The sequence below is a fragment of the Nocardia alni genome (assembly GCF_019038435.1).
Lineage (GTDB): Bacteria > Actinomycetota > Actinomycetes > Mycobacteriales > Mycobacteriaceae > Nocardia > Nocardia alni.
Genome location: NZ_JAGPOX010000221.1, coordinates 1 through 11,332, shown reverse-complemented (window position 1 = coordinate 11,332; position 11,332 = coordinate 1). Strand labels below are relative to the sequence as shown.

General features: G+C 68.1%; 12 protein-coding genes. 6 read left to right on the top strand and 6 right to left on the bottom strand.

The window, feature by feature from the left end; all coding sequences use genetic code 11:
* Window positions 1-8 precede the first annotated feature (8 nt).
* The gene (gene aspA / locus JZ791_RS41790) at window positions 9-1,430 is read left to right on the top strand and encodes an aspartate ammonia-lyase (protein ID WP_216903142.1); all 1,422 of its coding nucleotides are present in this window, start codon (window positions 9-11) and stop codon (window positions 1,428-1,430) included.
* A 104-nt stretch (window positions 1,431-1,534) separates the two neighbouring features.
* On the opposite strand, the gene JZ791_RS41785 is transcribed toward aspA, so the two are convergent.
* Window positions 1,535-2,203, bottom strand: a complete 669-nt coding sequence (locus JZ791_RS41785) for a CPBP family intramembrane glutamic endopeptidase (protein WP_216903138.1) — start codon at window positions 2,201-2,203, stop codon at window positions 1,535-1,537.
* A gap of 251 nt (window positions 2,204-2,454) precedes the next feature.
* Complete coding sequence (locus tag JZ791_RS41780) at window positions 2,455-2,775, bottom strand: hypothetical protein (protein WP_216903137.1); 321 nt, start codon at window positions 2,773-2,775, stop codon at window positions 2,455-2,457.
* Window positions 2,776-3,010: 235 nt separating this feature from the next.
* On the opposite strand from JZ791_RS41780, the gene JZ791_RS41775 reads away from it, so the two are divergent.
* Window positions 3,011-3,328, top strand: a complete 318-nt coding sequence (locus JZ791_RS41775) for a hypothetical protein (RefSeq protein ID WP_216903135.1) — start codon at window positions 3,011-3,013, stop codon at window positions 3,326-3,328.
* 6 nt (window positions 3,329-3,334) lie between these two features.
* Here the strand turns inward: JZ791_RS41775 and JZ791_RS41770 are convergent, their stop codons facing one another.
* The 3 genes from JZ791_RS41770 to JZ791_RS41760 form a co-directional block, all read right to left on the bottom strand.
* Complete coding sequence (locus JZ791_RS41770; protein ID WP_216903133.1) at window positions 3,335-4,153, bottom strand: SigB/SigF/SigG family RNA polymerase sigma factor; 819 nt, start codon at window positions 4,151-4,153, stop codon at window positions 3,335-3,337.
* A 132-nt stretch (window positions 4,154-4,285) separates the two neighbouring features.
* A complete protein-coding gene (locus JZ791_RS41765) occupies window positions 4,286-5,047 on the bottom strand; it encodes a 3-hydroxyacyl-CoA dehydrogenase (protein WP_216903132.1) in 762 nt (253 codons plus the stop codon).
* Window positions 5,048-5,225: 178 nt separating this feature from the next.
* A complete protein-coding gene (locus JZ791_RS41760) occupies window positions 5,226-6,458 on the bottom strand; it encodes a cytochrome P450 family protein (RefSeq protein ID WP_216903131.1) in 1,233 nt (410 codons plus the stop codon).
* Between the two features lie 385 nt (window positions 6,459-6,843).
* Between JZ791_RS41760 and JZ791_RS41755 the strand changes: the two genes are divergently transcribed.
* The 4 genes from JZ791_RS41755 to JZ791_RS41740 all read left to right on the top strand — a co-directional run bounded on the left by JZ791_RS41755 (window position 6,844) and on the right by JZ791_RS41740 (window position 10,880).
* A complete protein-coding gene (locus JZ791_RS41755) occupies window positions 6,844-8,163 on the top strand; it encodes a hypothetical protein (protein ID WP_216903130.1) in 1,320 nt (439 codons plus the stop codon).
* A 197-nt stretch (window positions 8,164-8,360) separates the two neighbouring features.
* Window positions 8,361-9,053 carry an ABC transporter ATP-binding protein gene (locus JZ791_RS41750; protein ID WP_308163451.1) on the top strand — a complete coding sequence of 231 codons (693 nt, stop codon included), beginning with the start codon at window positions 8,361-8,363 and terminating at the stop codon, window positions 9,051-9,053.
* On the top strand, window positions 9,053-9,829 hold the full coding sequence (locus tag JZ791_RS41745) for an ABC transporter permease (protein ID WP_216903129.1): 777 nt from the start codon (window positions 9,053-9,055) through the stop codon (window positions 9,827-9,829). Before JZ791_RS41750 ends, JZ791_RS41745 begins: the two co-directional genes overlap by 1 nt.
* Before the next feature lie 319 nt (window positions 9,830-10,148).
* Complete coding sequence (locus tag JZ791_RS41740; RefSeq protein ID WP_216903128.1) at window positions 10,149-10,880, top strand: PP2C family protein-serine/threonine phosphatase; 732 nt, start codon at window positions 10,149-10,151, stop codon at window positions 10,878-10,880.
* 25 nt (window positions 10,881-10,905) lie between these two features.
* On the opposite strand, the gene JZ791_RS41735 is transcribed toward JZ791_RS41740, so the two are convergent.
* On the bottom strand, window positions 10,906-11,332 hold a 427-nt coding region (locus tag JZ791_RS41735), incomplete at its 5' end, for an IclR family transcriptional regulator domain-containing protein (RefSeq protein WP_305802153.1).

Below are 11,332 nucleotides of genomic sequence, written 5' to 3'. Positions count from 1 at the left end.
CCTCCGCCCTGCCCACCCGCCGTGAACATGATCTGCTCGGCGACCGCGACGTTCCCGCCGACGCGTACTGGGGTGTCCACACCCTGCGCGCGAGCGAGAACTTCCCGATCACCGGAACCTCGCTGGCCGCGTATCCGCATCTGATCGCCGCCCTGGCCGCGGTGAAGGAGGCGGCCGCGCGCGCGAACTCCGATCTCGGACTGCTCGGCCCGGACAAGGCGGCGGCAATCGTGCGAGCGTGCAAGGAGATTCGCGAAGAGGGTCTGCTGCACGATCAGTTCATCGTGGATGTCATTCAGGGCGGCGCCGGCACCTCCACCAATATGAACGCCAACGAGGTCATCGCGAACCGGGCGCTCGAGTTGCTCGGGCACGGCAAGGGCGAGTACGCCCACCTGCACCCGAACGAGGATGTCAATCTCAGCCAGTCCACCAACGACGCCTATCCGACCGCGGTGCGCATCGCCACCATTCTGGCTGTGGCCGAGCTGCTGGACGCGATGACGGTGCTGCGTGAAGCCTTCGCGGCCAAGGCGGTGGAATTCCGGGACGTGCTCAAGATGGGCCGCACCCAGCTGCAGGACGCGGTGCCGATGACGCTGGGCCAGGAATTCTCCACGTACGCGGTGATGTTGGAGGAGGACCAGAGCCGCTTGGCCGAGGCCGTGCGACTCATGCACGAGATCAACCTCGGCGCCACCGCGATCGGCACGGGCCTGAACGCCCCTGCCGGATACTGTGAGTCCGCGCGCGGGCAGTTGGCGGCGATCACCGGAATGCCGTTGGTGACGGCCGCGAATCTCGTTGAGGCCACGCAGGATTGCGGCGCCTTCGTGCAGCTGTCCGGTGTGCTCAAGCGCATCGCGGTCAAGCTGTCCAAGACTTGCAACGATCTGCGGCTGCTGTCCTCGGGCCCCCGCGCGGGCTTCAACGAGATCAATCTGCCCCCGCGGCAAGCGGGTTCGTCGATCATGCCCGGCAAGGTCAATCCGGTGATCCCGGAGGTGGTCAATCAGGTGGCCTTCGAGGTCATCGGCAACGACATGACCATCACGATGGCCGCGGAGGCAGGGCAGTTGCAGCTCAACGCCTTCGAGCCGATCATCCTGCACTCGCTGTCCAAGAGCATCATGCATCTGCGCGCCGCCTGCCTGACCCTGGCCGAGCGCTGCGTCGTCGGCATCACCGCCAACGCGGAGGTCACCCACGCGATGGTCGAGAACTCCATCGGTCTGATCACGGCCCTGAACCCGTACATCGGCTACACCGCCGCGACCGAGATCGCCAAGGAGGCACTGGTTTCCGGCCGCGGCGTCGCGGAGCTGGTCTTGGAGAAGGGTCTGCTGCCCGCCGACCGCCTCGCCCACATCCTGCGCCCGGAGGAGGTCGCCGGGGTGAAGGACGATCTGGCACAAGAGGTCGTTGCCTAGGGGTCTCATCGTCGGTGCGGCGAAATTTCGCCGTCCGGCACGCTTTTGACCGGGATCCACCCGAAACAGAGGTAATGAGGTGGATTCCGGTCAAAAGTTCCCGCTCACCGCGACGGCAGCGCCCGTCCGTTCGCCGCGCCGTGGTAGAAGTACTGCCCCAGACCGACGGTGAAGACCATCATCCCGTACACCGCGTGTTCCGCCGACGCCGTGAACAGCGAATCGGTCTGGAGGTAGCGCAGGGCGAAGATCCACCCGCCCGCACCGCTGAGCACCACGGAGATCCAGCTGCCGAACACGATGTGCACGTAGCCGAAGGCCGCCGCGCTCGCGGCCACCAGCCCGAGCCCGTCGCCGAAGACCGGCGCGTACCGGTGGAACAGGAACGATCGGTAGATCAACTCCTGCGGATACACGCTCAGCACGGGATACAGCACCATGACCGCCGCCCACAGCCACGGGGCGCGGCGGGGAAGCTCGAACAGGTGCTCTCGCCGCAGCGCCGCCACCGCCCCCGTGAGCCCGAGTGCGCTGGCGCCCGCGAGCGCGGCCATCGGCCCGGCCTTGGGCCGCAGCGCGTCGGGCCGCCACAGCGCGGCGCGGTCGAATCCGGCCGAGCGCCGCAGGTAGGCGTTGGCGCCCAAGGCCAGCGCCAGCAGCACCGGAATGGGTGGCGTACCGCGCAGCTTCGCGTTGTACACGGTCGTGGCCCCGAAGAACAGCGCCGCGTACTCGGCTGCCAGGTACACCCGCCGCCACCGTCGAATCCTCATGTGCGCGAGCCTAGTTCGCGCCGGTGGACCGCGCAGTCCACGCCGCGCCGTTGTCGCCACCCGGCAACCCCGGCGTCTCCGCGAGGCAACCTGCCATTTCCCGAAGTGGTCGACAGGAAAGGTTCGAGGTTACCGAGCAACGCGCGTGCTGGATGAGCAGCCGGAATACCCGGTGCGCACGCGCGTTGCTCGGGTTATCGCCGGTAGACAGGCTGCGCGATCAGCGACCGCGCCGCGACGGTGGGCAGGCGTCAGGCTTCCGCCGGCGCCTGGCCGTCCGCCGCCATGTTCTGGCCCTGGGGGAGCACGACGAAGGCTCCGTTGCCGTCCTTGTCCAGTTCGGTGTCGAGAATCTTGTCGTCCAGCATGTTGGCGGCCTGTTCGTCCAGGAAGATCCGGGATCCCTCCGCGGCCAGGACCTGATCCTGTTCCGCGGGCGCCTCGGCCACCGAGAGCTGCAGTGTCTCGGCGCCGGCAGCGGTGAAGATCCGCAGGCCGGAGCCCTCCGGCGAACCCTGCGCGTCGGTAATGGCGCGTACGGCCTGTACGGCCGTGGGGGTAAGCATCAACATTGGTTCTGGTTCCTTCCGCTGTCGTTGCGGTCCACCGGGGTGTCCGGCGGGTCTTCGATCGCGTGGGCCAGTGTTCAACCCGATTGCAGCGACGCCGATCGTCACGACCGGCGTCCTGTACCGGGTAACCCCAGGGATCGTTGCGAAACGTCTGCTGGTCGTCGGTTTATTCGACGGCTGTGCGGGAATCGCGCTCAGTGTTACCGTTCATCTCCCCTGAGGGGTTGGAATTATCATGATCATTATCGGATTGGTTTTGTTGATCGCCGCGATAGTCGTCGGGGCGGCCGCAGTCAGCGCGAACCTCGGCACAGCCCACGCTGTATCGAACGGATTCAGCGTGTTCGGCCATTATTTCAGCAGCTCCGCGGGGATATTGTTCATCGGCGGCATCGTCGTCGGCGCGGTCGGAATGCTCGGCTTGAGCCTGATCCTGAGCGGCTACTGGCGTTCGACCCGTGATCACGCCGCGACGCGGCGTGAGCTGCGCAAGACGCGGCGGCAGGCGGGAGCGGCGCCGTCGGCCAAGCCCAAGCCCGCACCGTCGAGCTAGTTCGAATCAACCCTGCGAGGCGGGCCCTGGCTGATCGGTCAGGGCCTGCTCGCGGAGCAGTCGTAGGGTGTGCAGCAGGATGCGTGACACCTGCATTTGCGAGATGTTCATTACGCGTGCGATCTGCGACTGTGTCTTGGATTCGAAGAATCGCATGATCAGTATGCGGCGTTCGGACGGGGGGAGTTTCGCGATCAGCGGGCGGACTGTTACGGCGTCTTCGGTCAGGCGGTAGCAGGGTTCGTCGATGCCGAAATCTGCTTCGAGCGAGGCGTTCTCGTCGTCGTTCTCGTCGAGTGGGCTGGGGCGGTAGGCGTTTGCGGCGAGTAGGCCCTGGGTGAGGTCGGCGATATCGATGCCGAGTTCGGTCGACAGTTCGCGGGTGGTCGGCATTCGGCCGAGCGCCTGGGCCATTCGCTCGGTGGCCGGGCCGATCCGTCGCTGTAGGTCCTTGAGTCGTCGTGGTACCTGGGCTGCCCAGGTGTGGTCGCGGAAGTGGCGGCGCACCTCGCCCATCATGGTCGGGACCGCGAAGGACAGGAACGAGGTGTCGCGGGCGACGTCGTAACGGTCGACGGCCAGCACCAGCCCGACCCGGGCGACCTGCTCGAGATCTTCACGCCCCTCGCCGCGTCCGGTGAACCTGCGCGCGATGTGGTCGGCCAGCGGCAGGCACAGCCGGATGATCTCCGCCCGCCGCACCTCGCGCCGGGGATCCCCGGGGCGGCAACCGGCCATCTTGCCGAAGCGGACCTCGATGTTGTCATAGCTGTTCGGGCCGTAGCCCGAGCGTCGTGCGGTACCGGTTATCGGCGCCTGGATCATCCCTGATCACTCCTCGCACGTGAATCCGATAACGATCGCGTACCCGTTTCGGGCGTCGCCAAAAGGCTCAGGGCGAAAATGAACGAGACCCGGTCCTGGGGACCGGGTCTCATCGGTGACGCACTCGCGAACTCAGCGCGGCGCCATGCGGATGGCGCCGTCGAGGCGGATCGTCTCACCGTTGAGCATCGGGTTCTCCACGATGTGCCGCGCCAGCGCCGCGTACTCGGTGGGGTCGCCCAGGCGTGCCGGATGCGGCACCTGCGCGCCGAGCGCGGAGATGGCCTCGTCGGGCAGCGACGCGAACAGCGGGGTGTGGAACAGGCCGGGCGCGATGGTGACGACGCGGATGTTCACACTCGCCAGATCGCGCGCGATCGGCAGTGTCATGCCGACGATGCCGCCCTTGGACGCGGAGTACGCGGCCTGACCGATCTGGCCGTCGAACGCCGCGACCGAGGCGGTGTTGATGATGACGCCGCGCTCCTCGCCCGCTAGCTCACCCGCCGAGATGCGCTCGGCCGCCAGGCGGATGACGTTGAACGTGCCGATCAGGTTCACCGTGACGACCTTGGTGAAGGCGTCGAGCGGGAACGCGCCCTTCTTGCTCACCGTCTTGATCGCATTGCCGATGCCCGCGCAGTTCACCGCGATACGCAGGGTGCCGAGCGCCTGCGCGGCGTCCAGCGCGGCGGCGACCTGCTCCTCGTTGGTCACATCGGCCGCGGCGAACACCGCACCCTCGCCCAGTTCCTTGGCGATGGCCTCGCCGTTGGAGGACGGCAGGTCGATGATCACGACCTTGGCGCCCTGGCCGTGCAGTTCCTTGACGGTCGCCAGGCCGAGGCCCGAGGCGCCGCCGGTCACCACGGCGACGGCGTTGTTGATCTGCATAGGACGTTCCCTTCTGTTCCTGCGGCGCTGCTGAAGCGTCCGCCCGAGGTTAACCGCCACGAGCGGATTAAGTAAATACAGCTTCGCTACACCGATGAATGAAACGTGTTACATTTTTCCCGGTGTCACGGCAGGTAGTGGGGATATCGGCTGCTCGATCAACACGCCGTTGTTATCGTCAGGCCGCCTGTAGCCGTACGGGGAACGCGGCCATGCCGTGGATCAGCGTGCTGGGCTGCCAGGTCGGCGCGGAGGCATCCGGGGACAGCGCCAGACCCGGGAACCGCTGGAGCAGACTCCGGAACGCGATATCGGCCTCCATCCGCGCCAGTGGTGCGCCGACGCAGTAGTGCATGCCGTGACCGAAGGCCAGATGTCCGCTCGTATCGCCGCTGACGCGCAGCCTGCCGGCGTCGGCATAGCGGTCGGGGTCGCGGTCGGCCGCGGCCAGGGCGACCCAGACCAGTTCACCCTCCGGGATCTCCGTATCGGCGATCCGCACCGGCTCCCCGGTGAACCGGATGGTGGCCCAGCCGACCGGTCCCTCGTAGCGCAGGAACTCCTCCACCGCGGCGGGCACCCGGTCGAGGTCTTCGCGCAGCGTCCGCAACTGTTCCGGATCGCGCAGCAGCGCGTTGACGCCGTTGGCGATCAGGTTCACTGTCGTCTCGTGCCCGGCGACCAGCAGCAGGAAGGCCATCGACACCAGTTCCTGCTCGGTGAAGCGGTCGTCCTGCTCGCGGGTGTGGGTGAGCACGGACAGCAGATCCTCGCCCGGATTCTCGCGCTTGGACTGTACGAGATCGTTGAGGTACCGCGACATTTCGGCCCCGCCGGTCATCACCTCCTGCTCGCTGGCGCCCGCGCCGCCGAGCAGGAGTTTGGTCCAGCGCTGGAACCGCTCGCGGTCCTCGAACGGCACGCCGAGCAGCTCGCAGATCACCGCGACCGGCAGCGGAAAGGCGAAGGCCTGCAACAGATCGACCTCGTCCCGGCCCTCCATCGCGTTCAGCAGGTCGTCGGTGATCTCCTGGATGCGCGGGCGCAGCGCGGCCACGCTGCGGGCGGTGAACGCCTTGTTCACCATCTTGCGCAGCCGCGCGTGGTCCGGCGGATCTGTGCTCAGCATGTGCGCGGACAGGTCCAGTCCGCCCGGAAACCGTGCCCCGCCAGGATCTTTGCGTTCGAAGATCGCCCGGACACCGGCGGAGTTCTTCAGCAGCCGAGTGTCGGCGAGTGCCGCGCGAGCCTCCTCGTAACCGGTGATCACCCACCCGCCTATCCCGGAGCGAGGCGACCGAATCTGGTGGACCGGGCCGTATTCGCGCCAGCGGGCGTAGTAGGCGTGGGGATCGGCGAAGAAGTCGTCGCCGATGTCTTCGATGCGGTGGGGGGTTTCGGTATCGACCATCGTGTCCTCGCTGTTTCCGGCGGCCCGATGCGGCCGCTATCGGATGTGCGGCCCAGGGCCGTCCGATCCCCAACGTACCGCCGGGTAGTAAGTGCGTGGTAAGAAGTGACACGCCCGCAGGGGATTACGATTTCAGCCCTGGGCGAAACGGACGAGCCGTGCATTCGTTATCGCGTCGTGCTTGTAAGGTTCGCTGGTAGGGGTTCAGCCCCATGGACGGCGTCGAGCGAGACTTATGGGCGTGGCGCGCGCGACACGCCGTGTTTCTGCCATCGTTGGCAAACATACGGTTTCGCTAATGGCGGTCGATCGACTATTAATGCTATGTGCCGCTACCAACCGTGACCCCTTGGCTGCCGCCCTATCTCGCCCATGTGGAGGTGCGATGACCATCGAGCGCCCTGCGGAGGACGACGTCACGCATCTGGCTAGACGGGTCGAACACGCCCGTGGACGGCTGGCCTACCAGTTCGACCCCGCGCTGACCGAGGCCCTGTCCGAAGACGAGTTGCACGCCGAACGTGAACTCGCCGAGAAGATCCGAGAGGCCGAGCGCGACCAGCGCTGGAAACACGTCCAGGCGGCCGCGCACGCCTCCGACGAAGCCCGGACCACCTCTCAGAAAATCGCGAAGGCCGACATGCGTGATCTGTTGCTGGCTCGCCGTGCCCTGGCCGCACAGCGGCGTGAATCCAGCCCGCACGCGAAACTCGCGTCGCTGTACCGGCATCGGGCCTGGTCGCTGCGCGCCCTCGCGGGCGTCGTGGCCGCGGGCATGCTGTGGTCGGCGGTCAACGTGCAGCACAACATCGCCCCCGGTGGTCCGTCGGATCCGTTGTACTGGTTCAGTTACCTGCTCGAGGCCATGATCAGCGTCTGTCTGGTCATCATCATGATCGGCACCAACAAGGTCGCCGAGTGGGGCATTCTGGACAGCCGCAGGCAGGTCGCCCTGGCCGAAATGGCGCTGCTGTCACTGACTGTCGGCCTCAACACCTACCCGTACATCCGCAGCGGCGAGTGGTACAACGTCGGTGTGCACGCGGTCGCGCCGGTCATGATCGGTGTCGCGCTGCTCATCCACCACGCCGCCAGCTCACGGTACGGGCTGGCCATTTCTCATGCGACGCACCAGATTCAGGATCTGCCCGATCCGGCCGACCAGGTCCGGCAGACCATGCCGACGTTCGTGAGCTTCTTCCGCCAGAACGTCTCCCCCGACGTGACCAGGCCCAGCGGCGCGATGACGGCGCTTCCGGGCAGGGTCGAGGTCGACGACGTCGCGGACACCGTGGAGGTCACCGAGGAGCCCGACAAGCCCTCCACGGTCGACGCGGACGATCCCACCCTCTCGTTCCGGTCCCAGACCGTGGAGGAACCCGCGGCCGCCCGGGAGAACCGCTCCGCGCCAACGGACTTCCGCAGTTCGGGTGAGGGCTGGTTGACCAGCAAGGATGTCAACGGCCACGAATCGGGCGGCGCCCCGCAGAACGGCAGGCCCGCCGCCAACGGCAAGGCCCACGCCCCGGAGGGCTCGAACGGCTCCGAGGCTCACGACGGCGGCGACGCGAACGGCGCACAGGACGATTCGCTCAACGCCTACGACACCGGCCAGTTCCGCATCGCCGAGACGCTGGAGCAGGAACTCGCCGAACTGCGGGCCGAGCGTCGTCGTGCCCGCGCGGGCCGTCAGCGGACCACGTAGGCCCCCGGCAACAGCTGTTCCGCAAGCGCGCCGACTCCGAAGTTCCGGAGTCGGCGCGTTTGCGTTGCGCCCACAGCTCGCGCCCGGCCGATCGACCGTTCGGTCCTCGGCCGGAGATCGCCGGAAATTGTGGCCGGTTTGCGCCGTTCGTGTGGCCTGATGATGCGCGGACGTGCCGGGTGGGGCAGGGTGGTGACGTGCACAGCATCGTTCTGGAGCAAGTGGGGGTGAGTTACGGCGCGACGCCGGTATTCACCGACGTCACCGCGACCCTGCCGGGCGGGCGATGCACGGCGATCGTGGGGCCCAGCGGCGTCGGCAAGACCACGCTGTTGCGGTTGCTCAACCGGCTCGGCGAGCCGAGCAGCGGGCGGATCCTGCTCGACGATGTGCCGATCACCGAACTCGACGTGCTCGAGCTGCGCCGCCGGGTGGGCGTGATCCCGCAGAAGGCGACGCTGCTGGAACAGATCGTGCTGGACGAGGTGCGGGTGGGGCGTCGCGATCTGACCGACTCCCAGGTTGTCCCGCTGCTGGCCCGGGCCGGACTGCCCGAGACCTTCCTGCACCGGCAATGCGCCGAGCTGTCCGGCGGCGAGGCACAACGGGTGTGCCTGGCCCGTGGGCTGGCCGTGCAGCCACAGGTGCTGGTCCTGGACGAGCCGACCTCGGCGCTGGACGAGGTGGCCGCCGGGGCCGTGGCGACCCTGATCGCCGAACACACCGCGGGCGGCGGCGCGGTGGTTCTGGTGAGCCACGACAGCGGGTTCGTCGGCACGGTCGCCGACGAGATCATGCTGCTGGACGGCGGTCGGCTGAACCCGCTCGGCGCGCTCGGTGAACGGGCTGGGCTCGACGAACAGCCTCGGCTCGACGAACGGAAGATGTGATGGTCCAGGGTCTTTCGGTCCCCGACTGGACCGGCGTCGGTGCGTCGGTGCTACTCGTCGTGCTGGCCGCGCTGATCGCCTACCGCCAGCATCTGCACCTGACCCGTGAGCTGCTGATCGCCTCGGTTCGCGCCGGAGTGCAGCTGATCGCGGTCGGTGCGATCCTGCTGGTCGTCTTCCGGCACACCGGATTGCCGGGCGCGCTGGTCTGGGTGGTGCTGATGATCATCATCGCCGGACAGGTCGCCGGACGACGCGGCGCGGGCCTGCCGCATTCGATCCGCTCGGCGACCATCGGCGTCGCGTTCGGCTCGGTCATCACCCTGGGCGCCCTGATGCTGCTGCACGTCATCTCCACGCAGGCGCGGGTGGTGGTGCCGGTCGGCGGCATGATCGTCTCGGGATCCATGCAGGCCACCGGAGTCGCGTTGCGCCGGCTGCGCGAGGACGCCCGCGAGGCCCGCCCCGCCATCGAGGCGCGCCTGTCCCTGGGCCTGTCGGCCCGCGAGGCGTTTCTGCCGTATCGGCGCTCGGCCCTGCGAACCGCCCTGGCGCCCGTGATCGACGCGACCAAGGTCGTCGGCCTGATCAGCCTGCCCGGCGCGATGACGGGCCTCATCCTGGCCGGGGTGGAGCCGCTGACGGCGATTCGGTATCAGATCGTGGTGATGTATATGCTGCTGGCTGCCGCGGCCCTGGGCGCTCTGGCCGCCGCCCGCGTCGCCGAGCGCTACCTGTTCGACAGCGCCCAGAGGCTCGTGGTCCTGCCGGTGTGACGGCCATGTTCAGGCTGCTGACCTGCTGACATCCCGAGTTGCTCGAAGCGTCGTCGGCCCGGCATGCTGTCGATCGAAGTCGCCGGTATCAGAGTGCGGCCGAGCGGAGCGCGGATCCCGGCCGAGCGCGCGGGGACGCGATTCGAGCCCGAATCCGGTGGGGGAGTTGGCCCGTGCGCCGATAGTCCGGTGATCGAACGGTGACCGACCTCTCAGGATTCGCACAGTTGGCTCTGGTGTTGCACACGGCTCCGCCGGATTAACTGAAATCGCTGCTGATAGGCAGTATTGGGCTTTGCTGAGTCATAGGAGTCCGGCCGTGGATACTGGAGTTACCGCCGCGTTATCTCGTCGAGATTTGATTCGGGTCACCGGTGTCGCGGGCGCGTCGGCGAGCAGGCGCGGGCCGCGCTCGATCAATGCCGACGCCGTGTCCAGCTGGACCGATCAGGCCATGGAGCGCACCGCCTTCGTCGTCGCCGACGGAGTGGGCGATCACCTACTGGCCGCGCGGGCCGCGCGCACCGTCGCCGCGGTGGCCGCGCAGGCCGGCGCGCGGTTGGGCGCCAGGGCCGGAATCCTTGCGGCGCAATGGGAATTGCTGCGGCAGTTCCCCGAGCACAAGGCCGATGCGGTGCTCGTGGTCGCGGTGGTGCCGGTGAACGGCGGCCCCGTCGAGATCGCGTGGGTCGGCGACTGTCGCGCCTACCGCTGGAACGGCCGTGTCCTGCACCAGATCACCATTGATCACACCGCCGCCGAACACTTCCGGGCTCGCGGCATGCATCCGGCGCCCCGGCTCGAGCACATCGTGGTCACCTCGGCCCGCACGGTGACTCCCGAGGCCATCGGTTATGCCACAACGGGTTCCAGCCAGGGGCGCCTGCTCCTGAGCACCGACGGCGTCCACAAGCGGCTCGACCTGCCCGTGGTCAAGGACCTCCTGGCCGGATGCGCCACCGCCGCGATCGCCGCGGAGGCCCTCGTCAGCGCCGCCCTGAACGCCGGGGGAACCGACAACACCACCGCGCTCGTGGTCGATTGCGGCTGAGGCCCTCTCGATCCGCCGAGAGCGGTTACGACCCGCCGCGGCGGCCGTGCAGGGCCGCGGTGAGGGCAGCGGCCGTGACCTTGACCCGGCCGGCCAGTTGGGGCCACGTCTGGCCGCATTCGATGGCGTCGTCGGGGCAATGGTGGCGCAGGGTGACGCCGACCGCGGCGATGGGATGGCCGCCGTGATCGAACACCGCGTCGGCGACGGTGGCGAAACCCGCTGTCACGTAACCGTCCTCGACCGCCCAGCCGCGTTCGGTCTCGGCGCGCAGCAGCTGACGGAGTTGGGCCGGCCCGGCCGGGCCGCGGTCGGTGCGCATGGGGAAGGCCGCGGGACCGGGGAACAGGGCTCGCACGTGCGGGCGGGACAGGTGGGCCAGGATGGCCCGGCCGGTGGCGGTGAGATGGGCGGGCAGGCGGACCCCGACATCGGTCACCAGGGTCTGCGGG